The sequence below is a fragment of the Ensifer sp. Root278 genome (assembly GCF_001429285.1).
Lineage (GTDB): Bacteria > Pseudomonadota > Alphaproteobacteria > Rhizobiales > Rhizobiaceae > Ensifer.
Map to the genome: position 1 here is coordinate 280,138 of NZ_LMJJ01000023.1, position 24,442 is coordinate 304,579.

Sequence of the window (24,442 nt, forward strand, 5' to 3'; positions counted from 1 at the left end):
CTTTCGATCGCGACGCTGCTGCTGTTTTTTTTAAATCGCATGCGATTTAAGGACGAAAACATGCAGCAATTCAAAGTGCTACGGCGACCTTTGCGCGTCTAATAAGACGCGCGGCGCCGTAGAGACCTCCCCTCCTCCGGCTGTCGATCTGCTTACTTGCTGGCCGTCAGCGAAACGAAGTAGCCGCTCTCATAGGGAAGCGGCAGGAAGCGCTCATGCAGCTCCTTGAACGTCGCTTCCGGGTCGAGGTCGGCGAAGAGATCCGGATGCAGCCACTTGGCGATCTGCTGGATCGCGACGAACTGGTAGGGATTGTTGTAGAACTGGTGCCAAATGGCATGGACCTGGCCGTCCTTGACCGCCTGGACGCCGGTAAAGGCCGGGCGCTTGGTCAGGTTTTCGAGCTTGCGGGCCGCTTCCTTTACATCCGCGCCATAACCGACCCCAACCCAGGCGCCGCCCGGCACGTAACCCTGCCAGTTGCCGCCGGTGACGATGATCTGGTCCGGGTTCGCAGCGATGATCTGCTCCGGATTGACCGTGCCGAAGGTGCCGGGAATGATGTCCTTGGCCATGTTCACGCCGCCGGCGAATTCGACCATCTTGCCGAAATTCTCGTTGCCGAAGGACATGCAGCAATCGTCGGAATAACCGCCGGCGCGCTCGACGAAGACCAGCGGCTTCTTCGGGTTGGCCTTCGCCAAAACGTCGGTCACCTTGGCGATGCTTTCGGCGCGGAACTTGATGAATTCTTCGGCCTTCTCTTCCTTGCCGAGCAGCTTGCCCATCACACGCATGCTCGGCTCGGTGTTTTCCATCGGCTTTTCGCGGAAGTCGACATAGACGAGCGGGATGCCGACCTTGGCGAGCTTTTCGATGTAGCCAGCCTCCTCCGTTGCGGTCTTGGCATCGACATTCATCAAGACGACATCGGGCTTCAGCGCGACCGCCTGCTCGATGTCGAAAGTGCCGTCCTTCATGCCGCCGAAGGTCGGCAGCTTGGCGACATCAGGGTATTTCGCGAGATAGGCGGCGTAGCTTTCCGGGTCAGCCTTGGAGAGATCGTCACGCCAGCCGACGACGCGTTTGAACGGCTCGTCACGGTCGAGCGCACCGAGGAAATAGATCTGGCGCCCTTCGCCGAGGATCACGTGCTCGACCGGTACATTGACCTCGACATCGCGGCCGGTCACGTCTTTCAGCGTCACGACATCAGCGAAGGCTGCCGTTGAAAAAAGCACGCAAAAGCCCGTGGCGGCCGCAGCCACCCTGTTGAAAAACCGCATTGTTTTCTGCTCCGCTGGGAAAATCGACGCGATCTAATGTTTCATGACTTTATTAGTCAACATTTATCTTTTAGAACGCCTCCAAACAGAGACGGCGGTGTCGACATGAGCGATGTAACGGATCGGCAGAACTACAACCTGCGGGATGAAATCAAGGCCTACTGGTCGGAGCGCGCCGCAACTTTCGATCTGTCACCGGGACATGAGATCTTCTCGGAGGAGGAGCGCGCTGCCTGGCACGCGTTGTTTCTACGCCACCTCGGACCTGGCGCCGGCCGCGCCGCGTTGGACCTTGCCAGCGGGACGGGCGTCATCTCGCACCTGCTCGACGAACTCGGCTTCAAGGTGCAGGGCCTGGATTGGGCCGAACCCATGCTCGAACGCGCCCGCGAAAAGGCCCGCAATCGTGGCCGCTCGATCCGCTTTGCCCTCGGCGACGCCGAAAATACCATGGAGCCCGACGGCCATTACGATGTGATCGTCAACCGGCACTTGGTGTGGACACTCGTCGATCCGGCCGCAGCCTTTGCCGAATGGCTGCGCGTGCTGAAGCCGGGCGGCACGCTGCTCGTCGTCGACGGCGACTTCGTCAACTCGACGGCACTCGAGCGGCTGTTCTCGAAGCTCAGCGCCTGGGGACAACGCCTCGGCCTCTTCAGGGCGGAAACGCCGACCGGTTCACCGCAGATGATGGCGACGCATCGCAGCATTCTCTCCCGCGTGCATTTCTCCAAGGGCGCCCACGCCGAGGCCGTCGTCGAACTGTTGCAGAAGGCCGGCTTCGTCGACATCACGGTCGACAGGGACCTGCGCGAAATCCATCGCACCCAGGCCAAGAACTGGAATGTCTTCAAGGGTCTGGCACGGCAGTCCCAGCATCGCTACGCTGTGCGCGCGGAAAAACCCTAGCAAAATCCTGCCATTGGGATTGCCCGATATCGGTTGATCCCCCACATGATAGGACGGAATTTCGACAGCCCTGTCGTGAACGATGAACTGAAAAAGGTAGAAAAATGCGCGCTACAATCTTGTTGGCAATAGTTCTGGGCCTCGCCGCATGCTCCCAAACCGGCGGTGGCGGTTACAGCGGCAACTACGAAGGCGGCGACGGTGACTTCTATCCTGGGATCGTCGCTCCAAAGTAGACGCTGAACCACCGTAAACCGTGATCTAAGATCCCTTCCCGTCGACATTGTGCAATCCTGCGATTGGCGGGGTGGGTTCTCAATAGCTCGTCACTCGCAAGTGAATGGCCGTCATGCGATGTGGAAGAACGTCGCAGGATCGCGCGCTGGTGTACGGCCGGCCATTCTAGCTGCCAATCCGTTCAGCCAGACGCCGCAAGCCTGGAATGTCCTTGAGCATCAGCTTCTGTCGTCCGCCCTGGACGAGGCCCTGCCCTTCCCAGGCGCTGAGGATGCGCGAGACGGTGTGCAGCGTTGTTCCGGTCATCTCGGCGATATCCTGGCGCGAGATCGGGAAGTCGATGCGGACGCCGCCGCCTTCCGGCTTGCCCGCCTGCTCCGCAAGGCGGAGAACCGTGTGGGCGACACGGCGCTCGACCTCTTCCGTCGACATTTCGCGGATGCGGGTATGCGCCTCGTCGAGACGCTGCCCGATCGTATGCATGGCGTTGACGGCGAGGTGAGGGTTCTTCTCGACGAAGACGTTCCAAAGCTCCGTCGGCCAGGCGAGAACCAGGCTCTCGGTCGCGGCTGTCGCCGTTCCCGGATAGTCGCTGCGCTGCAGCGCGCGGGCAAAGCCGAAGAGGTCCCCGGGATTGACGACCCGGACGATGATCTGCTGCCCGTCCTTGGTGACCTGGGTCACCTTCAGCCGGCCGTGCAGCAGCAGGAAGAAGAAGTCGGCCTGCGCACCCTGCTCGAACACGGCTTCGTTCTGCGGAACACGCCGCACCGTGGCGCGCGTCAGCAGCGAATCCAGTTCCTGATCGCTCATTTTCTGGAAAAGAGGGAGCGATTTGACGAGTGTGCGATCGAGTGCAGCCACTTTGGCATCCTGCCGTTTGAGTTGCTCTGCTCTAGCACAGCCCGGAACCCTGCAAAAGGACCACGGCGCCGCACGTCCTGTCAGATGTGCAAAGGACGCCATAGCACCGCGATTGCCACATGCTTTTGCCGGTTGAGAGGTGCGAGCCCCAGCGGGTCCACTGCCTGCGCCATGTTACCCGGCGCCCTGGAGCCGGCGTTCGAAGGCGTAGAGGAAGCCCGAATACCAGCGGCCGTCGCGCACCAACCGGAAGCCGAGATTATCGGGCGGCACGCCGACGGCGCAGCCGCCACTCTTCGGATCACGGATGAAGAAGCTCATCGATGCCCGGTGCTTGCCGTTGACGACGAAGATGCCGCAGGCGGGCTGCTCCTTCAGCACCTCGCCATCGTCGCCGATCGTCACGCGGCGGTGGCAAGTCTCTGTCCATTCCCAGACATTGCCGTCCAGGTCCGCAACGCCGTACTCGTTCTCGCCGAAAGCGCCCGAAGGCTGCGGCAGCGGGTCCTTCGCCCGCTGCCGGCTCGCCTCGCGCTCGTAGTCTGCCAACCAACGCAGCGCCGGATTTTCCTTGCTGCCGTCGATCCCGAGCGCATCGTCAGGAAACTTGGAGCCGGCGGCAAAGGCCCATTGCTGGTCGGTCGGCAGACGCCAGATTTCGCCGGTCTTCCTGGTCAGCCATGCCGCATAGTCGTTCGCGTCGGTATAGTTGACCCCGGTCATCGGCACGCCCGACAGGCCGGCACCATGGCCGCCCTCCGGCTGCTGGCAGGCGCCGTCGGCGATGCAGCGTTCAAAATCTTGACGCGTCACCTGGTACTTCATGATCTCGAGCGGCTGCTCGAGCGCCGCAACGACGATGGGCGCATCGACAGCAAAGCCGTTCTTCAGGAAGTGTCCCTCCGCCCGATAGCTCATTTGACGCGGTGCGATCGTCACGGTCACCGGCGGCCTGATCGACAGGTCGACGCCGTCCTTGAGATCGTCGAACAGCCCCACCTTCGCCGAAAGCACGCCACCGATTGCGGCCAAAAGGACGGCCGGGGCTGCGAGCGAGAGGAGCGAAACCGCAGATTTCTTGTTGCTGGTCATGGGAGGCCTCCGGGGAAGGGCACGCGCTGACGAGCGCGTGCCTTTGTTCGCGTGCGGGATCGCGCAGATCGCGGCCCCGCAATCACCTTGCTTCAGCCGTCTACATCGACGCCGGCTTGACGACCGAAGTCATGAGGTCGTCGTTCCAATCGCCGGTGACCTTGAAGTGGCCGGCAGCGCCGAGTTCGAAGGCCTCGATCAGGTTGTGGTTGACATAGGCGTACACACCCGGCTGGCGGAATGTGTAGAAGGCAGCGCCCGCGGTTCCGCCCGGAATGAGCCAGGTTTCCTGGTCGAGGTCCGGCGGGTTGCGGAACTTGCCGGTCGCCCAGACATAGTCACCATGCCCACCGATCAGGTGCGGCCGCGTATCGCGGTTGGCCTGCGAATGGACGACGAGCACGCGCTCGCCCACAGCCGCTGTCAGGGCGTTGTCGCCGGTCAGCGCGCCGACCGCGCCGTTGAAGACGATGTGGGTCGGGGTCAGCGTGCGCATCGCCTTCACCGCATCTTCGTAGGCATCACCGGGGGTTTCGTACTTCTTGTAGTTCCCGGCCTCGTCCTTCGGCACGTAGAAATCCTGCTCGCCGACATAGTAGATCTTGTCATAGGTCAACGGCTGACCCTTCTCGTCCTTCAGGCCCTCGCGCGGCAGCACCATGATGGCGCCGTTCATGCCCGAGGTGACGTGCCAGGGCACCATGCCTTCGGGCGCGCAATGGTAGACGAAGACACCGGGCTTGGTGGCCTTGAAGCGAAGCGTGGTTTCCTCGCCCGGGTTGACCTGCGTCAGCGCACCACCGCCCAGCGCGCCGGTTGCGGCGTGGAAGTCGATGTTGTGCAGCAGCGTGTTGGTCGCCGGGTTGATCAGCCGGAGCTCGACATAGTCGTTCTCGTGCACGACCAACAGCGGGCCAGGCACCGAGCCGTTGAAGGTCATTGCGTGGATCTCGGTGCCCTCGCGGTCGATCACCAGCTTCTTTTCCTCGATCGTCATGGTGAACTCGACGACGCGCGGTCCGGTCTTGGCGACCTGTTCATGGGCGTGGACGAAAGGCGGCTTGACGAGATCGACCTTCACGCGCGGCAGGGTCGAGATGTCGACGGGGGCAGCACCCGCTGCCGTGGCGGCGCCGGCCGCCTGTGCCGAAGCGGTATGGAGAAGCGGCGCAACCGCGCCCGCCAGGGCAGCGCCGGCAAGCATCGTCCGGCGGGTCATCTGAAGTTGTTCAGTCATCTTGCTCTCCTTCGACGCGCTCCAGCGGCCGGAATTGGCCTTTCTGCGAAACGCGCCTGTATTCAACGAGTTAGGGTGGGCGGCGCCGACTTGGGCGGCCTCACCTCCGGTCTCGACCACGGGTCCCCCAGCAGTCACAAAAGAAATAGAACCACAGACGAATCGCGTCTTTGTCTTGGAACAAATCGTTTCGAGGCGATCGTTTTTCTTTGCCCCGCATGAACACACCTGGCGGAGCGGGGCCGCGATACTTGCGTTTTCGCAAAGAGCCCCTCTGAAGCCATTGATAGATCAAGCCTCATCCGCAAGTCCGCAAGCACGCACGATGAGGACGACGATCATGTTGGACAGACTCATAAGACCGAAACCGAGCGGCGGCATCCCGCGCGGACTCTCCACCACCGGGCCGGTGCTTTTCTCCTATGGCTTCCGGCCGTTCTTTCTCGGTGCCGCGCTCTGGGCGATCGGTGCCATGGTGCTGTGGATCTCGGCACTGATTCTCGGGCTCGACCTTGCCGGCAACTACGGCGCCGCCCATTGGCACGCACACGAGATGCTGTTCGGCTTCTCCTCCGCCGTGCTCGGCGGCTTCCTTTTGACGGCGATCCCGAACTGGACGGGAAGGCTGCCGGTCTCCGGCGGTCCGCTCGCCGGCCTCTTTGGGCTCTGGGTGGTCGGACGGATCGCTCTGCTATCGAGCGGTTTGATCGGCCTGCCAGTCGCGGCCGGTATCGAAGCGTTGTTCCTGCCTGTGCTCCTTTTGATCTGCGCGCGCGAGGTGATCGTCGGTCGCAAATGGAAAGACCTGAAAGTCATCGGCGGGCTGGTGCTCCTGTCTGCCGCCAATATCTGCTTTCACCTTTCGGTTCTCAGCGACCTCGACGTCGATGCCGCGGCGCGACTGGCGATCGGCGCCTACACCATGCTGATCATGATCGTTGGTGGACGCATTGTGCCGAGCTTCACGCGCAACTGGCTGAACAAGGTCGGGCGCACAAATTTCCCGGTGCCCTATAACCGCTTCGACACCGCGGCGATCCTGATCGGTGTCGCGGCGCTCGCTGCCTGGACCTTCGCACCTGATCACATCGTCACGGGGACGATCGCGCTTGTCGCCTGCGCCTTCCACATGGTGCGGCTGTTCCGCTGGCGCGGATGGGCGACCCGGCCGGAGACGCTACTCTTCGTGCTGCACGCAGCCTATGCCTTCGTGCCGCTCGGCTTCCTGGCCGTCGCCGCCGGAGCGGTCGAACTCCTGAGCGAATACCCGGTCATGCACGTGCTCACCGTGGGCGTGATTGCCTCGATGATGCTCGCCGTCATGACCCGCGCCAGCCGCGGCCACACCGGACGACCGCTGGTGGGATCAACACTCACCACCGCCTCCTACGTCGCCATCATGGCCGCAGCACTGATCCGGCCGCTGGCAGAGGTGCTGCCCGCACACTATCATCATCTGATTGCACTTTCGGGCGTGTTGTGGATTGCCGCCTTCGCGCTGTTCGCGCTCGAATACGGGCCGATGCTGGTCTGCGATCGCCGATCGCCCCGCGCGTCATCCTGACTGCACGTTCGAACCCAAAACAAAAGGCGCCGCATCAGCGGCGCCTTTTGTTTGTTGCAGGACAACTCTTAGAAGATGCCGCCTTGCGCGAATTCGATCGCGCCTTCGGCCATCATCTCAGGCGTCCAGGGCGGCTCGTAGGTCAGGCGGACCTCGGCATATTCGACGCCTGGCACATACCAGACGCAGTTCTGTACGGCCTCCTTGAGGAAGGCCGTCGCCGGGCACCCCTTGATCGTTGTCGTCATGGTGACGCGGGCGATGCCACCCTCCTGGACGTCGATGTCATAGATCAGGCCGAGATCGACGACGTTCTTGCCCATTTCGGGGTCGATGATGATGCGCAGCGCATCGCGGATCTTCGCTTCGAGGTCCAGGGTATCAGGCGCCGACATGGGAGCGCCTCCCGCCGACGCGAATAAGGATCCGGTAGGTCTCGCCGGTCGCATCGAAATTGCCGGCCCATTTGTGCCCGCGTTTGGCGAGCTCCGGATAGAGGAACAGCGGCTCGCGTGCGAGCAAGGCGAAGAGCACTTCACCCTCCGCCATCTTCTCGGCCGTCGCCAGAATGCGCACCATGGGCTCGGGCGGATCGAGCTCGGTCAGGTCGAGCTGGCGGCTCGGGTCGGGCCAGGTGTCGAGATCCGTTTCGCCGACCGAAAGCCGGATTTCGTCTACGTCTCCTTCGGGCGTGAACAGAACCTCCCAGTCGCCATTGTCGAGCGGGCGGTCCTGATGGGTGAAACCACGTCCGGCCATGACGCTGTAGAGCGGAACGGGCCGGAAGGTTGCAATCAGCTTCAGCGCCTGGCCCGGCGCCAGATTGTCAACGGCATTCATGATGGCCTGGAACGGGTCGCTGCCACCGCGCAACAGCGGTCGGACATCGAGTTCATAGGGATCTTGGCTCATGGGAACCTCCGTGAGGAATGGATGGCAAAAACAGGCCTGGTCGAACAAGTCCATCAGGCAATCGAAGTTCAGCCGGAACGTTGATCAGACGCCGTGTTCGCACGAACTCCAGGATGAGCGCATTGACGGCAATCAATTGGCCGAGGCTCGCAAAGCGAAAGAGGACAACACTACCGATCAGCAGGGCCAGAGTACCGAGCGCTACCGTCAGATAATAGAGCCAAAACCAGCGAAGGGCCGAGACCTCGACGACGAGGTCCTGAACCCTTGGCGTTGGCATACGCCCAAGCGCCGGCCCGTAGCATTCGAGCCAGGTCATGAACGGCACGATCTTGTAGAGCTGGGCAAGGCCCATGCCCGTCAGCCAGCCGAAGGCGACGAGATAGATAACGGCACCGGAACCCGCGTCGAGACGGCCGGTCGCGAGCAGCGCGACGAACAGCGCAGTCGCAGCGATCAACGACGCGAAGGCGCCGATGCTGGCGCGGCTGTTGAGCTCGATCGCCTTGCGGCGACGCTCCCGATAGATCCGCAGGATATCGGCGATATAGATCGCCACCACGGCAGCGCCGGAGCCAACGGCGAGGAGTAGGAGCGAGGAGCGACCGAAAGTACCCGCGAGAATGACCGGCACAGCCGCTGCAAGAAGGCCGAGGCAAAGGGCACCAAGCGCGAAGACCACGCGACTGCTTGTCCGCTCCTTGTCCGGCGACAGCATGAACATGGTCAAAAGCCGATAACTGACGCCCATGGTGGTGAAGCTCAACCAGCCGCACAGGCCCAGGGAAGCATGCAGTGAAAGCCCATCGATCGTCAGGTCGATCGCAGCTTCCGCATCGATCAACCCCGACAGTACCCCGGCATAGACGCCGCCGAGCAGCATCGTGCCGAAGAGCGCAGCAAGACCGACCGCGACGAAGCGGGCCGGGAGCGGCAGGGGGCGGGCATGCCAGAGCGTGGCTGCGAAAGCAAAGCCAAGCACCGAAAACCCGACAATTGAGAAAGCGGCTCCCACAGGAAGCACTGTTACCGGAAGATCTATCGCGCCGGACAGGCTGACGAAACCAAGTGTCAGGCCGGCGATGCCGGCGATGAGGAAGAGGAGCGCCGGCAGTGCGACGCTTGGGAAGGAAAGCGGCCGGCCGACGAGGACCGGCACGAACTGCAGCAGCGCGCCGGTCATCAACAGGCTCAACCAGCCCAGGACGACGGCATGGACGAGCGCCAGCGTTTCGGGCGCCTCAAGGGCTGAGACCGGGTAGCCGTAGCCGAGAACCATCATGATCTCGCCAAGGACGAGAAAGATCAGCGCGGCCGCGAAGTAGGACATCGTCCAGCGGGATAGCGTTGCTGCGAACATGGTGGTTCATCCCCTAGAGCACGATGGTTTTGGCCGAGCCGACCAAAAGCCATAAACGTGACCGATTCTCGTAAGTTAGAGCGGGATGTGAGCGGAAATCCGCATCCACTTTTCCCGATCCCGCTCTTGAGGCGCACTGGGGCTCAGTGCCCGCCGCAGCAGCAATCGCAGCCGGAGGACTGCTGCCGGCCGATTTCGACACGCCAGACAGCCGGTCCCTGCTCGAGATACTCCCAGGTGAACTCGCCCGGATAGCGCGTTTCCAGCTGGTAGTGCAGCGGACGCGGATCGTGATCGTTGATGATGATGAAGGCACCACCCTCGGCAAGCGCATTCAGCATGCCGAAGATTTTCGGATGGCGCTCCACCGGCGGAATGGTCCGCACATCGATGAAGGGCTTGTCGGTCTCTGCAATGGTCATAGTCATCCGCTCTAGGCGCCGTCGTTTGATGATGGTCCGGGAAACGCCGGCGCACACGCCCCGGATTTCCGCAACCTAGCGGCGGCGGCACCGCGACATTTTGTCGAAGCGCAAACAAATCCCGGTTTGGCCGAGACCACCCCCGTCCTTGACTTTTCGCAAAGAGTTGCCGGGCCGCGAGGCCTAGAAAGGTGCATCCATCGGCACCCAGATGAGGACGAAATGTTAGCTTCCGCGCTCCTGAAATACGGTGAAATGCGCCTGCCGCGCTACACGAGTTACCCGACCGCCCCACGCTTTGCCGCAACGGTCGACGACCACACCTACGGCGACTGGCTGAAGGCTATCCCCGCAGGTGAGGACGTGTCGCTCTATCTGCACATCCCTTTCTGTCGCTCGATGTGCTGGTACTGCGGCTGCCACACGACGATCACCAAGAAGGACGATCCGATCCTCGATTATCTCGACGTGCTGAGAGACGAGATCCGCATGGTCGCCGACACCGTCGGCAGGCCGCTGCCTGTCGCGGAAGTGCACTTCGGGGGCGGCACGCCCACGATCATCGAGCCGCGCGAATTCCTCGCGCTGATGACGCTGATGCGTGAGCGCTTCGCACTGTCGCCGTCGGCCAACGTCGCCGTCGAGATCGATCCGCGCCGGCTGACACTCGCCATGGCCGAGGCGCTCGGCGAAGGCGGCGTCAAGCGCGCCAGCCTTGGCGTGCAAAGCTTCGATCCCGTTGTGCAGAAGGCGATCAATCGCATTCAGAGTGAGAAGCAGACGGCCGAAGCGGTCGCCCATTTGCGCGGCGCCGGCATTGGCGGGATCAATTTCGACCTGATCTACGGCCTGCCGCATCAAACGGTGCGCTCCTGCATCGAGACTGTCGAAGCGGCCGTCACGATGCGTCCGGAGCGGTTCGCCGTTTTCGGCTACGCCCATGTGCCAAGCTTCAAGAAGCATCAGCGCATGATCGACGAGACGGCACTGCCGGACAGTAGCGCCCGCGCCGAACAGGCGCTGGCCATCGGCGAGGCGCTGATCAAGGCCGGCTACCGGCAGATCGGCCTCGACCATTTCGCCCTGCCTGACGACGACCTCGTCACCGCCCAGGCGACCGGCCGGCTTCGCCGCAACTTCCAGGGCTATACCACCGACAACTGCGAGACGCTGATCGGTTTCGGCGCCTCGGCGATCGGCCGCTCGCGCGACGGTTATGTCCAGAACGAGGTGCCGCCCGGTGTCTATGCGAGCCGAATCGCCTCGGGCCGCCTCGCAACCACCAAGGGCTACCGGCTGACCGACGAGGACCGGCTGCGCGCCGCGATCATCGAACGGCTGATGTGCGATTTCAGTGTCGATATTCCCGCGATCGCCGCGGCGCACGGCCGGGACGGGCAGTCGCTCGTCGAAGGCAACGGCAAATTGGCGGAGCTGCGGCAGGATGGCGTGATCGATATCGCTGATGGCGTCATCACCGTCCGCCCCGAACACCGCTTCGTCATCCGCGCAGTCGCGGCCGCCTTCGATGCCTATATCGACGAGTCCCAGAGAGTACACAGCAAGGCGGCTTGAGCGATCTTATCCCGTCTTGAACGCGAAAGGCCCGGCGATTGCCGGGCCTTCTTGTCTTCTCGGCTGATTTCCACCTCCACTATCCCACCAGATTGCGGTAGATCGCCGGCAGTGCCGCGGGCAGGCGCGAGATGTTGCCGACCACGGCGTAGCCGTTCTGGCCGAACATGGCAGGCACATAGGACTTCGCCTCGCGATCGACCGTGACGGCGAAGGTGTTGATGCCGCTGCGCCGTGCTTCCGTGACCGCACGGCGGCTGTCTTCGAGCGCGAAGCGCCCCTCGTAATGGTCGATGTCGTTGGGCTTGCCGTCGGTCAGTACCAGGAGAAGCTTCTTGCGGTTCGGTTGTCGGCGAAGCTCGGCAGAGGCATGACGGATCGCGGCGCCGATGCGGGTGTAATAGCCGGGCTTCAGCGCCGCGATGCGCGCCTCGACCAGGGGTCCCATCGCCTCGTTGAAGGCTTTCACCGTTTCGACCCGCACCCAGTCGCGCCGTCGCGAGGTAAAGGTCAGGATCGAGTGGTTGTCACCGCAGGCCGACAGCCCGTGCGCCAGGATGAGCAGCGCCTCCTTCTCCACGTCGAGCACTCGCCGGTTGTCGGACCAGGAATCGGTCGACAGCGACACGTCGACGAGGATCGTCACCGCCAGATCGTGCACCTGCGGCCGGCTCATCAGATGGATGCGATCACTGCCCTGGCCGCCAGCGGCGAGATCGGTGCGGGCGCGCACGACCGCATCGAGATCGAGATCGGCGCCGTCGAGTTGCGCGCGCAGCATCTCGTGCCGCGGGCGCAGCACTTCGAACTGGCGCCGCACCCGGCGGATCAGGCTCTTGCTTTCCTCCGTGAGCTCGGTCCGCTCTTCCTGGGCCCAGGCAGGCGTCGCCAGCACCCGGCAATGGTCCTTGAGGTATTGTCCGGTTCGGTAGTTCCATTCGGGATAGGTGAGCTCGGCCGTCAACGGCGTCGCATCGACGGCTTCCGGCGGCAGGTCGAGATCGAAGCGGAAGCGTGCCGAGGGGCGTCCCTTGCGCTCGCCAAGCGTCATGTCGTCGAGTTCCTCGGCCGCCTTGCTGTCGTGGTCGTCGCTGTCGTCGCCGGGACGGTCGACATTGACCATTTCGGCCATGGCGAGGATCTTCTCGAAGCGGTTGAGAATGAAGGGGCTGCGCTCCCCCTTGCGGTTTTCCGGATTTTCGCGCACGGCGACGTGGCGTTCGACTTCGGCAACCGCACTCTGAGTGCCCGGTGTCGCGGCGACATCCTCGTCGCGCGTGGTCGTCGTTTCTGTGCGCAGCAGCGTGTCTGGCCAAAGCGGCATCGGCAGCATCGGCAGGTAGCCGGGCGGCGCGCGATGCGGGAAGATCACCGGCAGCGTCGCATCCGCCTCACCTACGACCTTGCGCAACAGGCGCAGGATACGGTTTTCGAGATGCTGCTCGATCGACGGCAGCGCGCCACGCTGGCGCTCGGCAAGCGTCGCCTCGGCCAGGCGCCGATAGCGCCGCCGGAGACCGGGGAACCGCTGGAATACTTCCTCGACCGTTTCCTGGGCGCGCGATACCAGCGCCAGGTCGCGACGGAGCGGATCGGTTTCGTCGATGGGATCAACGGGCATCGTCGCCATATAGGCGACGAGCCAGTGATAGAGATCCCGGTTCAGGTCTTTCGTCGGAAAAATATCGATCTCGCCCGGCAGCATCAGCGACGCGTGGTCGCGCGCCGGCTGGACGAGCTTCTCTTCGCCGAGCCCCATGCGCTGCCGCCAGCGCAAGCGATGGCCCGACGTGCGCCCGCGGGCGGGTACGATCTGCACCGCCGCCTCGCCGCCGTGTCCGCGAAATGAGACGCCGAGCACCGGCATCATATCGGCGAGCTTCACCGCGTGTTCCGGGTAACGCCGCCAGGTTCTGGTATTACCGACGAAGCGGTGCCAGGCCCGTCCGACGGTCTCTTCGAGCTCGAGGAAATCAAGCATGGTCCACCTCAGGCGATCAGCGAACCGGCCACTTCGAGAAGTGCTGCGCGCACATCCGGTTCATCCGTGAGCGGTTCGATCATCGCGGCGCGCACCGCGTCCCTGACCGGCATGCCGGCATCGATCAGCGAGGCGCAATAGACGAGCAGCCGGGTCGACACGCCTTCTTCCAGATCATGCCCCTTAAGCGCACGCAGCCGCTGCGCGAGGTTGACGAGCGGCGCCACCTGGCTTTCCAGCAATCCACTTTCCTGGGAAACGACTGATATCTCTTCGTTCCGCGGCAGAAAGTCGAACTCGATCGCCACGAAGCGCTGCCTTGTGCTGGGCTTCAGGCTCTTGAGCAAGTTCTGGTAGCCGGGATTGTAGGAGACGATCAGCATGAAGCTCGACGGAGCCTCGAGCAGTTCGCCGGTGCGTTCGAGCGGCAGCATGCGGCGATCGTCGGTGAGCGGGTGCAGGACGACGGCCACGTCCTTGCGGGCCTCGACGATCTCGTCGAGATAGCAGACGCCGCCATTGCGCACGGCGCGGGTCAGGGGGCCGTCGACCCAGACGGTGTCGCCGCCCTTCAGGAGATAGCGGCCGGTGAGATCGGCGGCGGCAAGGTCGTCGTGGCACGAAACGGTCGAAAGCGGCAGGCCGAGCTTCGCTGCCATGTGGCTGACGAAACGGGTCTTGCCGCAACCGGTCGGTCCCTTGAGGAGCAGCGGCAGTTGCCGCACCCAGGCGCTTTCGAAAAGCGCGCATTCATTGCCGGAGGGACTATAGGCGGGAATATCGAGCGCCGCGCGGCTGACGGCGGTTTGGACAGGGCTCATGGCAAGTCTCCATGGTGGGATTTCTTGGGGGTGCCGGCGCGGCAAGCCGCGCCGGTTGCTTGGTCATTCGGCAGGCTGGACGATGCTGGCGAGCTTTGCGCTGCGCTCGCGGCCGGGGACGAGAACCGCCCAGATGAACATCAGCGCCGAGATCAGCACGACGGCACCGGAGCCGAGGCGGATCCAGTAGAACAGCGCGAGCTGGTCCTGGACGTCCATGTAGCTTTCGCCGAGCACCCGCTGCAGGTGCGCCTGGAGGACACCGGCGAAGGTGAGCGCGAAGGTCATGACCGACATGGCGGTGCACATGGTCCAGAAGCTCACCATCGACAGCCACTGGTTATAGGGCGCGCGGCCGCGGATCTCCGGGATGGCATAGGCCATGACCGCCAGGTTCAGCATCACATAGGCGCCGAAGAAGGCGAGGTGTCCGTGGGCCGCGGTCACCTGCGTGCCGTGGGTGTAGTAGTTCACCGAAGACAGCGTGTGCAGGAAGCCCCAGACGCCGGCACCGAAGAAGGCCATAACCGAGCAACCGATGGACCAGAGGAGGGCTGCGCGATTCGGATGCTTGCGGCCGGCCTTCCAGGTCATCACGAAGGTGAAGATCACCATGGTGAAGAAGGGGGCCACTTCGAGCGTCGAGAACAGCGAACCGATCCACTGCCAGTAGCCCGGCGCACCGATCCAGTAATAGTGGTGGCCCGTGCCGAGAATACCGGAGAAGAGCGCCAGGCCGACGATGACATAGAGCCACTTCTCGACGACTTCGCGGTCGATGCCGTTGAGCTTGATCATCAGGAAGGCGAGCACCGATGCCATGATCAGCTCCCAGACGCCTTCGACCCAGAGGTGAACGACGTACCACCAGTACATCTTGTCGAGCGCCAGGTTGATCGGGTTGTAGAAGGCGAAAAGGAAGAAGATCGCCACACCCCAGAGCCCGAAGATCAGGATGTTGGTGACGGTGGTCTTGCGGCCTTTCAGCACCGTCAGCGTGATGTTGTAGAGAAACATCAGCGCGACGATGACGATTCCCACCTTGATTGCGAAGGGCTGTTCGAGGAATTCGCGCCCCTCATGAATGTGCAGGAGGTAGCCGACGACGGCGACGGCCGCGGCGATCAGGAAGATCCAGAACTGCGCAATGGCGATCTTCGTGCTGTAGAGTTCGGTTTCCGCCTCTTCCGGCAGCAGGTAATAGGTCGCGCCCATGAAGCCCATGAGCAGCCAGACGATCAGCGCGTTGGTGTGGACCATGCGCACGATATTGAAGGGCAGGAGCTCGGAGAGCGTATTGGGTAGGACATAGATGGTGCCGGCAAGCACGCCGAACAGCACCTGGGCGAGGAACAGGCCGAGCGCTCCGTAGAAGTAGAGCATCGCGACCTTCTGGGTTTGGTATTTCATGGTGTCACACTCCAATTGCTCTGCTCAACCCGCCTCGTTCGGCGGCCAGTTCTGGGTCTTGATGCGGCTCGTCCATTCGAGGAAATCGGCGAGGTCGTTGAGTTCCTGTTCGGAGAGGTTGAACTGCGGCATCTGTCGCCGCCCCTCGATGCCGGTCGGCTGGGCGGCCATCCAGGCTTTGAGCGTTTCGCGGGCGCCGTCTCGATCGGCCTCGCCGCCGAAGCGCTTCCAGACATTGCCGAGCTCGGGCGCGAAATAGGCGCCCTCGCCCAGGAGCGTGTGGCAGTTGATACAAGAGTTCTTTTCCCAGACGTGTTTGCCGCGTGCGACCGCATCGGTCAGCGTCGTTTCATCCGTCGAGGTCGTCCGCATGTAGTAGTGGCTGTGAGCTGTCAGCCCGACGAAGATTGCGAAGAAAAAGAAGGACCCGCCGTAAAAGACGTTACGGGCCCCGGTTTTGGTGAGGCGTTCTGCCATCACGTGGTCCTTTCGATTTCAGTTGGCCGCGAAGAGCGCGGCCGGCTGATCTGATCCCCTCCCCGTGTGGCGTCGGTACTTCCAACGCCGGCAACAATCGGGGCGAACCCATGTCTAGGGAAATCGGCGGCGGCTTCTTTGCGTTTCGGCAAACAAGTCGGCGGGTGAGCTCAGATGAAGAGAACAGTGCTCAACACCTGCTTCGCTGCGGCGAGCAGGACGAGCGTTACGGGCCAAATCAAAAGGCCTAAGCGAAGGGCGGACGGCGCCTGCCTGAGCCCCATGAAATCGAGCGCGACGAACCGGCATTTGACGACGGCGAGCCCGAGCAAGACCGCGATGACGGGAGCTGTCGGCCCGGCGATCGCCATCAACGCCATGCCCGCGATCACGACCACGGCGAGCACGAGCCAGGTGTTGAACAATTGTCGGGGATTTCGGTCGGTCATGGCACTCACACGAGATAGACGAGCGGAAACATCACGATCCAGACGAGATCGATCACATGCCACAGAGTGGTGATCAGGGTGACGTTGCCGGATGCCGGGCGCCACGCAACGATGAGCAGCACAAAGGCACCGAAGACGACGTGCAGCAGATGGAAACCGGTGACGAGGAAATAGAGTTCGAAGAAGGAGCCGAATGCAGGATCGCCGGCGACGCCCGCCTCCGTGCTGTATTCGAAGAGCTTGATCGCCACGAAGGCAAAGCCGATAAGCGCGGCATTCACCAGCGCCCGCCGGCGCTGCCCGAGCGACGCCCGCGGCCTTGTCGCCAGGGCCGCCTGCCAGCCGCTGGTCAGAAGAACAAGCGTGTTGATACCGGCAAGCAGCGGATCGAGATGCAAACGGGCGGCAACAAACGCGTCCGGCTGGACGAGACCGACAAGCAGAAAACCGGCAAGCAAAATGCCGAAGGCGGCAAGTTCGCTCCAGACGAGCACCCAGAGCAGCAGTGTGTCCGTCGTGTCCTCTTCCGCCGTCGCGGCAATCGGATGACTGCGCGCATCCATGTCAGCGCCTCCGTCAAAAAACTTGAGGCTTGAGCTAGGCACGGGCGCCCACCCTGTCTTTGCGATTGAGCAAAGAAGGCGGCAGGGGGCGGGGCTATTGGCGGGAAACAAAGGAGCCTTCCGATGACAGACGCACAGATCGGCCTTTCCGTCGCCACCCCCATCATCATCGTCTTCGCCCTGGTGCTTTATCGTATGGGCGTGCTTCAGCGCGGCGCGACGCTGTCGGCGATCCTCTCCTCCGTTGCAATCGCGATCGTTCTCTTCCTCGATCGCTAAGGCGCGAAGTCTTCCGCGGCGCCAGCTGCCTGGACCTAAGGGAGTGGACTCATAACCACGCTCGCGGACGGCTTGTCAGATTCCGCTTTTGGAGCGATGAGCCGCCCTTCCAAGTCATGCTATAATCGGAGTTCGAGCCTCGCGGTTGACACATGTCAGCACTGCTCAGCTTCGGTTTCTTCCGCATCCAAACTGGGCGCGTGTCGCGGGCGCGGAGCGATGCAGAAGAGTTCAGCCTGACGAGCTGCCCTCTCTCACGGACTAGGGGAGGATCAGGGTATGATCGACCAATGGCTATTCAAGAGCGAGACTTACGATAACTGCAATTGCGCCATGAACTGCGGCTGCCAGTTCAACCTGCCGAGCACCCACGGCTATTGTCAGTCGGCATTCGTCGGCAACATTGTGGAAGGCTACTTTGGCGATACGCCGATAGCGGGCCTGAACTGGGCGGCGATGTACAAGTGGCCAGGTGAAATCAAGGATGGAAACGGCCAGCGCCTGATCGTTATCGACGAGCGTGCGGATCAAGCGCAACGGAGCGCGCTTGAAGCGATCATCTCGGGCGAAGCAGGCGAACCACTCAGCAATCTGTTCTCCGTGTTCGCATCCACATGCTCGGAGTTTTGCGAGACATTGTTCCTGCCGATTCATCTTGAAGCGGACCTGGAACTCAGAACCGCCAGAGTAGAGATACCCGGCGTCATGCGCAGCAGCGGTCGGCCGATGATCAACGAGTTTACTGGTCAACCGTTCCACATTGCGATGGCACGTCCGAGTGGCAGTTTCGAGTTTACCTACGCAGAGATCGGGCTAGGTACGACTGCGGTCACCGGAAGTATGGAGATGGCCTACGAGGATTCATGGGCGCATTTTTGTGTTCACCACTTCAATCAGAATGGTTTGGTCCGCGAAAGATCAAGACTGACTGCATGGCTTGATCGATTGACACCGCGTCCGTGAATGACGGCGACGGAGCCAAGCCCGGCCAAAGGCCGCGGCCGTGTTCCGGGCTTGCAAACTCCAAGTCACAATCTGATTGCTGTGACAAGGACGCCCGTCGCCAACGCGTTCGTATCGCGCGAGACAAGCGTCCGAGCCATGAACGGTCACGCCGCAGACTTTGAGAAATGTCAAAGAGGACCGTTGCCGTTGGGTGTAGTTCAAGCACGACACTCAACGGAGCAGATCGATGCAGCAGCAATTTTCGGAACACCACGAGCTGGGACAGGCTTACCGCGAGCTTCTTTCGCTGTGCGATCGCCTCGAGACGCTCGCCGATTCCATTCCGCGCCGCATCGACCTGACAAGCTGCCGCGTGATCATGACGGAACTTCCGGAAAAGCTCCGGCGCGTCCACGCGCTGGAGGAAATGATCCTGTTTCCTGCAGTCGAAGACCGGCGAGCGACTGATGATCGCGACGCCTTGATCGCCCGACTGCGCGCCGAACACGACCAGGACGATCGGGCAGCCGCCGAACTGGTGCACGTGCTGAAGGCCGTTCTCGACAACAGGGCTTCGCTCAGCTGGGATGCGATCGGCTACATGTTGCGGGGCTTCTTCGAAACCGTTCGCCGCCACGTGGCAACGGAACGCCTGCTTCTCTGGCGCCATGCGTGAGGAGATCGACATGACCTATTTCCTCCTCGCCTTCGCCGTCTTCCTCCTGCTCCATCTGGTGCCGGCCTGGCCGGCGCTGCGCCAGGGCCTGATCGACCGGCTCGGCCGCTCGACCTATTTCGCGGTCTACTCGCTGCTGTCGCTGCTCGCTCTCGGGTTCATTTTTCACGCAGCGCTGCAGCTCGATTTCATCCCGCTCTGGGAACCGGCCGCCTGGCAGGCGTGGATGACCTTCATGCTGGCGCCGCTAGGGATCTTTCTCGTGCTGGCCGGCCTTTTCAGCGAGAACGCGCTGTCGATCTCGATCTACCAGGGCAACGAGCGGCCCGGCGCCATCGTGACGATCACCCGTCATCCGGTGCTCTGGGGCTTCCTCCTCTGGGCCGCCGGTCACATCGTGCCCAATGGCGACCTGCGCTCGCTCGTGCTTTTCGGCGGCTTCGCGCTGTTTTCCGTCGGCGGTTTTTTCATGCTCGAAAAGCGCGCACGCCGTCGTCTCGGTGACGGCTGGCAAGCGGCCTCGAAGGGCACATCGGTCTGGCCCTTCGCAGCGATTATTCGGGGCGAAACCCGTTTGCGTGCCGATCCGGTGATGATCATCGCCGCCTTTGCCACCGTGGCGATTGCCGTCTGGCTGCTGCTTGGCGGTCACGAGGTCCTCTTCGGCGCCGACCCGCTGCTCCAGGCTGCTGCCTTCGACTAGCCTTCACCTTGCCAGGCCTTTGCCAGCGGGGCGATCGGCAGCGCCAGGAGGTCGATAGCCCGCGCCGCCAGATGGTCGACGATGGCGTCCACGGTTTCAGGTCGATGGTAGAAGGCCGGCACGGGCGGCATGATGATCGCCCCCATTTCGGTGACGGCGCACATGTTGCGCAGGTGACCGAGATGCAGCGGCGTCTCTCGCGCCATCAGTATCAGCCTGCGGCGCTCCTTCAGATGCACGTCGGCGGCGCGAACCACGAGATTGTCGGCCATGCCGGCGGAGATAGCCGCGAGCGTACGCATGGAGCACGGAGCAATGATCATGCCCGCCGTCGAAAACGACCCGCTCGCAATCGCCGCACCGATGTCGGCGTGATCATAGGTTCGGGTAGCCCTACGTAACAGCGACGGAAGCGCCTCCGCGCCAACCTCGTGCGCGAGTGTGCGGTGCGCCGCCGGCGACAGGACGAGATGCATCTCGACGCTTTCGATATCGCTGAGCCGCTCGGCGATGCGCACCGCAATCGCTGCACCGGAAGCGCCGGTGACGCCGAGCACGATCTTCATTCGGGTCATCGTGTCAGTCCTCCAAGCCCGAGACCGGCCCAGATCGCATCGACCTGACCGATGACCTCTGGCGACATTTCGAGGACCCGCCCCCAGTCGCGATCGGTTTCGGTGCCTATCTTGTTGGTGGCGTCGAGCCCGAGCTTGCCGCCGAGGCCAGAGCGCGGCGAGGCGAAGTCGAGATAGTCGATCGGCGTACCCTCGATCACGGTCACGTCGCGGCTGGCATCGAAACGAGTCGCCAAGGCCCATATCACATCGGACCAGTTGCGCACGTCGATATCGGGATCGACGGCGATAATCAGCTTGGTGTAGCTGAACTGCGGCAGCATCGACCAAAGCCCCATCATCACACGCTTGGCCTGTCCCGGGTAACGTTTGTCGATCGAGACGACCATGGCCCTGTAGGAACAGGCTTCCGGAGGCAGCCAGAGATCGGATATCTCCGGAAACTGCTTGCGAACCAGCGGCACGAACAGCCTGTTCATCGCTTCACCGAGCCGCGAGGGCTCATCCGGCGGCCGGCCGGTATAGGTCGAGAGATAAAGCGGGTTCCGGCGCATGGTGATCGCCGACAGACGCATGACCGGGAACGGCTCGACCGAATTATAGTAGCCGGTGTGGTCGCCATAGGGACCCTCCTCTACCGTTTCGACGGCAGAGACGGTACCCTCCAGCACGATCTCCGCATTGGCCGGCACCGAAAGCGGCACGGTCTTCGCCTTCACAAGCTGTGTCCTGCCGCGCCTGAGCAGTCCTGAAAAATTCAGCTCGCTCAACCCGTCGGGCAGCGGCATGACGGCAGCTAGGATCGTTGCCGGGTCGGCGCCAATAACGACCGCTATCGGCATATCCTGACCCAGCCGTTGCCACAGACGGTGGTGGCGGGCGCCGCCGCGGTGCGCGAGCCAGCGCACGATGGCACGATCGGGGCCGAGCACCTGCATGCGATAGATGCCGACATTGACATCCAGCGGATCATCCGGGGCGCGCGTGATCACCAGCGGCCAGGTGATGAGCGGCGCCGGCTCGCCCGGCCAGCACCATTGGACCGGCAGGCGCCCGAGGTCGATTTCGTGATCACGCCAGACGACCTCCTGGCAGAGTGCGCGCGTTACCTTTCGCGGCCGCATATACATCGCCGATCTCAATAGAGGCAGCCGATCCCAGGCGTCGCGCAGCGACTGCGGCGCTCTGGGGTCGCGCAGTTCCGCCAGTTCGGCGGCAAGCGCATCGAGCCCTCCCGGCATCAGGCCGAAACCGCGTTCGATCCGGCGTTCCGACCCGAAGAGATTGGTGAGAAGCGGGATCGGCTGCACGGCGCCAGAGGCATCGATCGGCTGCTCGAAAAGAAGCGCCGGCCCGTCGTCCGCAAGCACGCGGCGGTGGATCTCGGTCATCTCGTGCACCAGCGAAACCGGCCGTGAGATGCGCTTCAGGTCGCCCTCGCGCTCGAGCGTATCGACAAATTCCTGAAGCGTTGCAAAGCCCTGGGACGGGCGGAAGGTCCTGTTCATGGAGCCTGTTTGTGGCGGCGAATGGCCCTTGTCTTTGACGTGGCGCAAACAACCGGCGGCGGCGGGCGACTAGCATGCGCCGCATCGTCCGATTCCGTCGCTTCGCAGGTAGCCCCAAAAGGTAACAATGTCACTTCCGCTCGCGATCACCGCACCTCTCAGCTTCGTTCCCATCATCGCCATCGAAAGCGTGGTGCAACGTGTCTTCACCCGCGTGATCGAGACCCATCCCGGCCTCTTCGATCGCTTGGCTGACCATGCCAACAAACGCTACGCCTTCCTGCCCTCCGATCTGCCGATCGGCTTTCTCGTCGAACCGGCCGTGCCGCGCATTTCCGTCCATCGCAAGGAGCGCGCGCCGGCTTCCGATGCCTGCATGGAAGGCGAATTGGTGCTGCTGCTGGCCCTGCTCGAAGGCCGTGTCGATGGCGACGCCGTCTTCTTCTCGCGTGATCTCACCGTCAGCGGCGACATGGAGGCGATGCTGGCGCTGCGCAACGCACTCGACGATTGCGAAATCGATCTCCCACGCGATCTTGCGCGGATGAGTGGGCCGTTCGCACCGCTCGTGCGCCGCGCCACGGAGGAAATCCGCGAGCGCGCACTTGGCCGTGTTGTCAAGGAGGAGGCTCCCCAATGGAACTGATCTGCCCCGCCGGCACGCCGGCCGCCTTCCGCGAAGCCGTCGATGCCGGCGCCGACGTGGTCTATTGCGGTTTTCGCGACGAAACCAACGCCCGCAATTTTCCCGGGCTGAACTTCTCCCGAGAGGAACTCCGGACGGCAATTGCCTATGCCAAGCAGCGCAAGGTGATGACCTTCGTCGCGATCAACACCTTCATGCGCGCCGGCCAGGAGACGCTCTGGCACCAGGCGGTGGACGACGCCGTGGCACTCGGCGCCGATGCCGTCATCCTCGCCGACTTCGGCCTGATGGCCTACACGGTCGAACGCCATCCGCAACAGCGGCTGCATGTCTCCGTGCAAGCCTCCGCCTCCAATGCCGATGCCGTTCGGTTCCTTGTCGAGGCTTTCGCGGCAAAACGCGTCGTGCTGCCACGCACGCTGACGATCGCCGACATCGCCCGACTAGCCAAACAGATCGATTGCGAGATCGAGGTCTTCGCCTTTGGCGGCCTCTGCGTCATGGCCGAGGGGCGTTGCTCGCTCTCTTCCTACGCCACGGGCAAGTCGCCCAACATGAACGGCGTCTGCTCGCCCGCAAGCCATGTGCGCTACCGCCAGGACGGGCGCGAACTCGTCTCCGAGCTCGGCGACTACACGATCAACCGCTTCCCGGCCGGAGAGGCCGCCGGCTACCCGACGCTCTGCAAGGGGCGCTTCGATATTGCCGACGAACGCGGTTATGCCTTCGAGGATCCGGTTTCGCTCGACGTGATGGACCATATCGATGCGCTGCGCAGCGCGGGCGTCAGCGCGCTGAAAATCGAAGGGCGGCAGCGCGGCAAGGCCTATGTTGCCGAGGTCGTCTCGGTCATGCGGCGGGCACTGACCGCCGGCGCCGCCGAGCGGCCCGCTTTGGTATCGCGGCTGAAAGCGCTTAGCGAAGGCCAGAAGACGACAACAGGCGCCTATGAAAAGCGCTGGAGGTAATCGGCCCATGACCACATCTACGAGCCCATCCAAACCCGCCTTGAGCCTCGGCCCAGTCTATTATCTCTGGGACGGCCCCAAGTGGCGCGACTTCTACTTTCGCATCGCCGACGAGGCGCCGATCGCCCATGTAACGATCGGCGAGGCCGTGTGCTCGAAGCGGCTGCATTTCATCGAGCCGCATGTCGGAGAGGTCATCGAGCGGCTGGAGAGTGCCGGCAAAGAGGTTAGCCTCGCCTCGCTGGCGCTGGTGACGCTGGAACGCGAAAGCCAGCTCGTGCGCGGGCTGGTGCGTGACAGCACCTACCCGATCGAGGCCAACGACCTATCCGCGCTGCACCTGCTTGCCGGCAGGCCGCATTCGGTCGGGCCGCTGGTCAACGTCTACAACGGCGCAACCGCCAGGCTATTGGCATCGAGGGGCGCGACGAGCATCTGTCTGCCGCCAGAACTGCCGATGGCATCGGTGCGCGGCATCATCAAGGACAATCCGGGCCTCGCTTTCGAGATCTTCGCCTTCGGTCGCGTGCCGCTGGCGATCTCGGCGCGCTGCGCCCATGCCCGTTCCAAGGGCCTGATCAAGGACAATTGCCAGTTCATCTGCGGCGAGGACACGGATGGCCTGACCGTCGAGACGCTCGACCGTCAACCTTTCCTCGCACTGAACGGCGTGCAGACCATGTCGCACACCTGCCAGGCGCTGATGCAGGAACTGCCTGAACTTGCCGCCGCCGGCGTCTCCCGGATCCGGCTGTCCCCACAGGACTGCGACATGGTCGCCGTCGCCGAGATCTATGGCGACGCGATCGCCGGCCGGCGCGCCATCGACGAAAGCCTGGCACGCCTCGAGTCTGTCTATCCGGGAGTCCCGTTTTCCAATGGCTTCCACCACGGCCAGACGGGAGCGGCCTGGGTCAAGGTACCAGCGTCCTTGGCGATCCCGGCTGCCTGAGTCGCGGGCCGGCCACACTTCTGCCGGGCGG

The 24,442-nt window shown here is 63.0% G+C and carries 26 protein-coding genes; 10 read left to right on the forward strand and 16 right to left on the reverse strand.

Annotated elements, in window-relative coordinates:
- Positions 1–152: 152 nt before the first annotated feature.
- On the reverse strand, positions 153–1,286 hold the full coding sequence (locus ASE60_RS17745) for an ABC transporter substrate-binding protein (protein WP_057251857.1): 1,134 nt from the start codon (positions 1,284–1,286) through the stop codon (positions 153–155).
- A 105-nt stretch (positions 1,287–1,391) separates the two neighbouring features.
- Between ASE60_RS17745 and ASE60_RS17750 the strand changes: the two genes are divergently transcribed.
- Positions 1,392–2,195, forward strand: a complete 804-nt coding sequence (locus tag ASE60_RS17750) for a class I SAM-dependent methyltransferase (protein ID WP_057251858.1) — start codon at positions 1,392–1,394, stop codon at positions 2,193–2,195.
- Positions 2,196–2,597: 402 nt separating this feature from the next.
- Here ASE60_RS17750 and ASE60_RS17755 read toward each other — a convergent pair whose 3' ends face one another.
- The 3 genes from ASE60_RS17755 to nirK form a co-directional block, all read right to left on the reverse strand.
- Positions 2,598–3,296 (reverse strand): Crp/Fnr family transcriptional regulator, encoded by a 699-nt coding sequence (locus tag ASE60_RS17755; protein ID WP_063891491.1) that lies wholly within the window; start codon positions 3,294–3,296, stop codon positions 2,598–2,600.
- A 174-nt stretch (positions 3,297–3,470) separates the two neighbouring features.
- The gene (locus ASE60_RS17760) at positions 3,471–4,388 is read right to left on the reverse strand and encodes an SUMF1/EgtB/PvdO family nonheme iron enzyme (protein WP_057251859.1); all 918 of its coding nucleotides are present in this window, start codon (positions 4,386–4,388) and stop codon (positions 3,471–3,473) included.
- Positions 4,389–4,488: 100 nt separating this feature from the next.
- Positions 4,489–5,625, reverse strand: a complete 1,137-nt coding sequence (gene nirK, locus ASE60_RS17765; RefSeq protein WP_057251860.1) for a copper-containing nitrite reductase — start codon at positions 5,623–5,625, stop codon at positions 4,489–4,491.
- 340 nt (positions 5,626–5,965) lie between these two features.
- On the opposite strand from nirK, the gene ASE60_RS17770 reads away from it, so the two are divergent.
- Positions 5,966–7,189 (forward strand): NnrS family protein, encoded by a 1,224-nt coding sequence (locus tag ASE60_RS17770; protein WP_057251861.1) that lies wholly within the window; start codon positions 5,966–5,968, stop codon positions 7,187–7,189.
- A 68-nt stretch (positions 7,190–7,257) separates the two neighbouring features.
- Here the strand turns inward: ASE60_RS17770 and ASE60_RS17775 are convergent, their stop codons facing one another.
- The 4 genes from ASE60_RS17775 to ASE60_RS17790 form a co-directional block, all read right to left on the reverse strand.
- Complete coding sequence (locus tag ASE60_RS17775; RefSeq protein WP_057251862.1) at positions 7,258–7,584, reverse strand: metal-sulfur cluster assembly factor; 327 nt, start codon at positions 7,582–7,584, stop codon at positions 7,258–7,260.
- The gene (locus tag ASE60_RS17780) at positions 7,571–8,101 is read right to left on the reverse strand and encodes a DUF2249 domain-containing protein (RefSeq protein WP_057251863.1); all 531 of its coding nucleotides are present in this window, start codon (positions 8,099–8,101) and stop codon (positions 7,571–7,573) included. Before ASE60_RS17780 ends, ASE60_RS17775 begins: the two co-directional genes overlap by 14 nt.
- Positions 8,082–9,461, reverse strand: a complete 1,380-nt coding sequence (locus ASE60_RS17785) for a hypothetical protein (RefSeq protein WP_057251864.1) — start codon at positions 9,459–9,461, stop codon at positions 8,082–8,084. Before ASE60_RS17785 ends, ASE60_RS17780 begins: the two co-directional genes overlap by 20 nt.
- Before the next feature lie 143 nt (positions 9,462–9,604).
- On the reverse strand, positions 9,605–9,883 hold the full coding sequence (locus ASE60_RS17790) for a DUF2249 domain-containing protein (protein WP_093235290.1): 279 nt from the start codon (positions 9,881–9,883) through the stop codon (positions 9,605–9,607).
- Positions 9,884–10,105: 222 nt separating this feature from the next.
- On the opposite strand from ASE60_RS17790, the gene hemN reads away from it, so the two are divergent.
- On the forward strand, positions 10,106–11,458 hold the full coding sequence (hemN, locus tag ASE60_RS17795; protein WP_057251866.1) for an oxygen-independent coproporphyrinogen III oxidase: 1,353 nt from the start codon (positions 10,106–10,108) through the stop codon (positions 11,456–11,458).
- Positions 11,459–11,537: 79 nt separating this feature from the next.
- On the opposite strand, the gene ASE60_RS17800 is transcribed toward hemN, so the two are convergent.
- The 6 genes from ASE60_RS17800 to ASE60_RS17825 all read right to left on the reverse strand — a co-directional run bounded on the left by ASE60_RS17800 (position 11,538) and on the right by ASE60_RS17825 (position 17,159).
- Positions 11,538–13,439 carry a nitric oxide reductase activation protein NorD gene (locus tag ASE60_RS17800; RefSeq protein WP_057251867.1) on the reverse strand — a complete coding sequence of 634 codons (1,902 nt, stop codon included), beginning with the start codon at positions 13,437–13,439 and terminating at the stop codon, positions 11,538–11,540.
- An 8-nt stretch (positions 13,440–13,447) separates the two neighbouring features.
- A complete protein-coding gene (locus tag ASE60_RS17805) occupies positions 13,448–14,260 on the reverse strand; it encodes a CbbQ/NirQ/NorQ/GpvN family protein (RefSeq protein WP_057251868.1) in 813 nt (270 codons plus the stop codon).
- A gap of 63 nt (positions 14,261–14,323) precedes the next feature.
- Positions 14,324–15,670 (reverse strand): nitric-oxide reductase large subunit, encoded by a 1,347-nt coding sequence (locus ASE60_RS17810; RefSeq protein WP_057251869.1) that lies wholly within the window; start codon positions 15,668–15,670, stop codon positions 14,324–14,326.
- Positions 15,671–15,694: 24 nt separating this feature from the next.
- A complete protein-coding gene (locus tag ASE60_RS17815) occupies positions 15,695–16,147 on the reverse strand; it encodes a cytochrome c (protein ID WP_057251870.1) in 453 nt (150 codons plus the stop codon).
- 170 nt (positions 16,148–16,317) lie between these two features.
- Positions 16,318–16,596 carry a cytochrome C oxidase subunit IV family protein gene (locus tag ASE60_RS17820; RefSeq protein ID WP_057251871.1) on the reverse strand — a complete coding sequence of 93 codons (279 nt, stop codon included), beginning with the start codon at positions 16,594–16,596 and terminating at the stop codon, positions 16,318–16,320.
- 5 nt (positions 16,597–16,601) lie between these two features.
- Positions 16,602–17,159, reverse strand: a complete 558-nt coding sequence (locus ASE60_RS17825) for a cytochrome c oxidase subunit 3 (protein ID WP_057251872.1) — start codon at positions 17,157–17,159, stop codon at positions 16,602–16,604.
- Between the two features lie 123 nt (positions 17,160–17,282).
- Here ASE60_RS17825 and ASE60_RS35230 point away from each other — a divergent pair, with 123 nt between their 5' ends.
- The 4 genes from ASE60_RS35230 to ASE60_RS17840 all read left to right on the forward strand — a co-directional run bounded on the left by ASE60_RS35230 (position 17,283) and on the right by ASE60_RS17840 (position 19,762).
- Entirely contained in the window at positions 17,283–17,438 is a 156-nt protein-coding gene (locus ASE60_RS35230) for a hypothetical protein (protein WP_089044838.1), read from the forward strand.
- 279 nt (positions 17,439–17,717) lie between these two features.
- The gene (locus ASE60_RS17830) at positions 17,718–18,401 is read left to right on the forward strand and encodes a DUF1326 domain-containing protein (RefSeq protein WP_057251873.1); all 684 of its coding nucleotides are present in this window, start codon (positions 17,718–17,720) and stop codon (positions 18,399–18,401) included.
- Between the two features lie 229 nt (positions 18,402–18,630).
- Positions 18,631–19,059 carry a hemerythrin domain-containing protein gene (locus tag ASE60_RS17835; RefSeq protein WP_057251874.1) on the forward strand — a complete coding sequence of 143 codons (429 nt, stop codon included), beginning with the start codon at positions 18,631–18,633 and terminating at the stop codon, positions 19,057–19,059.
- Between the two features lie 10 nt (positions 19,060–19,069).
- Positions 19,070–19,762, forward strand: a complete 693-nt coding sequence (locus ASE60_RS17840; protein ID WP_057252109.1) for an NnrU family protein — start codon at positions 19,070–19,072, stop codon at positions 19,760–19,762.
- Here the strand turns inward: ASE60_RS17840 and ASE60_RS17845 are convergent.
- The gene (locus tag ASE60_RS17845; RefSeq protein WP_057251875.1) at positions 19,759–20,337 is read right to left on the reverse strand and encodes a UbiX family flavin prenyltransferase; all 579 of its coding nucleotides are present in this window, start codon (positions 20,335–20,337) and stop codon (positions 19,759–19,761) included. The genes ASE60_RS17840 and ASE60_RS17845 overlap by 4 nt on opposite strands.
- A complete protein-coding gene (locus ASE60_RS17850) occupies positions 20,334–21,845 on the reverse strand; it encodes a UbiD family decarboxylase (RefSeq protein ID WP_057251876.1) in 1,512 nt (503 codons plus the stop codon). The genes ASE60_RS17845 and ASE60_RS17850 overlap by 4 nt, the downstream gene beginning before the upstream one ends.
- 127 nt (positions 21,846–21,972) lie before the next feature.
- Here ASE60_RS17850 and ASE60_RS17855 point away from each other — a divergent pair, with 127 nt between their 5' ends.
- The 3 genes from ASE60_RS17855 to ASE60_RS17865 are packed head-to-tail and all read left to right on the forward strand — an operon-like array spanning position 21,973 to position 24,411.
- Entirely contained in the window at positions 21,973–22,491 is a 519-nt protein-coding gene (locus ASE60_RS17855; protein WP_057251877.1) for an SCP2 sterol-binding domain-containing protein, read from the forward strand.
- Positions 22,482–23,459: a peptidase U32 family protein gene (locus tag ASE60_RS17860; RefSeq protein WP_057251878.1), complete on the forward strand. Its 978-nt coding sequence runs from the start codon at positions 22,482–22,484 to the stop codon at positions 23,457–23,459. Before ASE60_RS17855 ends, ASE60_RS17860 begins: the two co-directional genes overlap by 10 nt.
- A gap of 7 nt (positions 23,460–23,466) precedes the next feature.
- Positions 23,467–24,411, forward strand: coding sequence for a U32 family peptidase (locus tag ASE60_RS17865; RefSeq protein WP_057251879.1), 945 nt, complete (start codon positions 23,467–23,469; stop codon positions 24,409–24,411).
- Positions 24,412–24,442 lie beyond the last annotated feature (31 nt).

What these genes read in the sequence shown, in the direction of transcription:
- ASE60_RS17745 (WP_057251857.1), bottom strand. Translation starts at nt 1,286, where the DNA reads ATGCGGTTTTTCAACAGGGTGGCTGCGGCCGCCACGGGCTTTTGCGTG.
- ASE60_RS17750 (WP_057251858.1), top strand. Translation starts at nt 1,392, where the DNA reads ATGAGCGATGTAACGGATCGGCAGAACTACAACCTGCGGGATGAAATC.
- ASE60_RS17760 (WP_057251859.1), bottom strand. Translation starts at nt 4,388, where the DNA reads ATGACCAGCAACAAGAAATCTGCGGTTTCGCTCCTCTCGCTCGCAGCC.
- nirK (WP_057251860.1), bottom strand. Translation starts at nt 5,625, where the DNA reads ATGACTGAACAACTTCAGATGACCCGCCGGACGATGCTTGCCGGCGCT.
- ASE60_RS17770 (WP_057251861.1), top strand. Translation starts at nt 5,966, where the DNA reads ATGTTGGACAGACTCATAAGACCGAAACCGAGCGGCGGCATCCCGCGC.
- ASE60_RS17775 (WP_057251862.1), bottom strand. Translation starts at nt 7,584, where the DNA reads ATGTCGGCGCCTGATACCCTGGACCTCGAAGCGAAGATCCGCGATGCG.
- ASE60_RS17780 (WP_057251863.1), bottom strand. Translation starts at nt 8,101, where the DNA reads ATGAGCCAAGATCCCTATGAACTCGATGTCCGACCGCTGTTGCGCGGT.
- ASE60_RS17785 (WP_057251864.1), bottom strand. Translation starts at nt 9,461, where the DNA reads ATGTTCGCAGCAACGCTATCCCGCTGGACGATGTCCTACTTCGCGGCC.
- ASE60_RS17790 (WP_093235290.1), bottom strand. Translation starts at nt 9,883, where the DNA reads ATGACCATTGCAGAGACCGACAAGCCCTTCATCGATGTGCGGACCATT.
- hemN (WP_057251866.1), top strand. Translation starts at nt 10,106, where the DNA reads ATGTTAGCTTCCGCGCTCCTGAAATACGGTGAAATGCGCCTGCCGCGC.
- ASE60_RS17800 (WP_057251867.1), bottom strand. Translation starts at nt 13,439, where the DNA reads ATGCTTGATTTCCTCGAGCTCGAAGAGACCGTCGGACGGGCCTGGCAC.
- ASE60_RS17805 (WP_057251868.1), bottom strand. Translation starts at nt 14,260, where the DNA reads ATGAGCCCTGTCCAAACCGCCGTCAGCCGCGCGGCGCTCGATATTCCC.
- ASE60_RS17810 (WP_057251869.1), bottom strand. Translation starts at nt 15,670, where the DNA reads ATGAAATACCAAACCCAGAAGGTCGCGATGCTCTACTTCTACGGAGCG.
- ASE60_RS17815 (WP_057251870.1), bottom strand. Translation starts at nt 16,147, where the DNA reads ATGGCAGAACGCCTCACCAAAACCGGGGCCCGTAACGTCTTTTACGGC.
- ASE60_RS17820 (WP_057251871.1), bottom strand. Translation starts at nt 16,596, where the DNA reads ATGACCGACCGAAATCCCCGACAATTGTTCAACACCTGGCTCGTGCTC.
- ASE60_RS17825 (WP_057251872.1), bottom strand. Translation starts at nt 17,159, where the DNA reads ATGGATGCGCGCAGTCATCCGATTGCCGCGACGGCGGAAGAGGACACG.
- ASE60_RS35230 (WP_089044838.1), top strand. Translation starts at nt 17,283, where the DNA reads ATGACAGACGCACAGATCGGCCTTTCCGTCGCCACCCCCATCATCATC.
- ASE60_RS17830 (WP_057251873.1), top strand. Translation starts at nt 17,718, where the DNA reads ATGATCGACCAATGGCTATTCAAGAGCGAGACTTACGATAACTGCAAT.
- ASE60_RS17835 (WP_057251874.1), top strand. Translation starts at nt 18,631, where the DNA reads ATGCAGCAGCAATTTTCGGAACACCACGAGCTGGGACAGGCTTACCGC.
- ASE60_RS17840 (WP_057252109.1), top strand. Translation starts at nt 19,070, where the DNA reads ATGACCTATTTCCTCCTCGCCTTCGCCGTCTTCCTCCTGCTCCATCTG.
- ASE60_RS17845 (WP_057251875.1), bottom strand. Translation starts at nt 20,337, where the DNA reads ATGACCCGAATGAAGATCGTGCTCGGCGTCACCGGCGCTTCCGGTGCA.
- ASE60_RS17850 (WP_057251876.1), bottom strand. Translation starts at nt 21,845, where the DNA reads ATGAACAGGACCTTCCGCCCGTCCCAGGGCTTTGCAACGCTTCAGGAA.
- ASE60_RS17855 (WP_057251877.1), top strand. Translation starts at nt 21,973, where the DNA reads ATGTCACTTCCGCTCGCGATCACCGCACCTCTCAGCTTCGTTCCCATC.
- ASE60_RS17860 (WP_057251878.1), top strand. Translation starts at nt 22,482, where the DNA reads ATGGAACTGATCTGCCCCGCCGGCACGCCGGCCGCCTTCCGCGAAGCC.
- ASE60_RS17865 (WP_057251879.1), top strand. Translation starts at nt 23,467, where the DNA reads ATGACCACATCTACGAGCCCATCCAAACCCGCCTTGAGCCTCGGCCCA.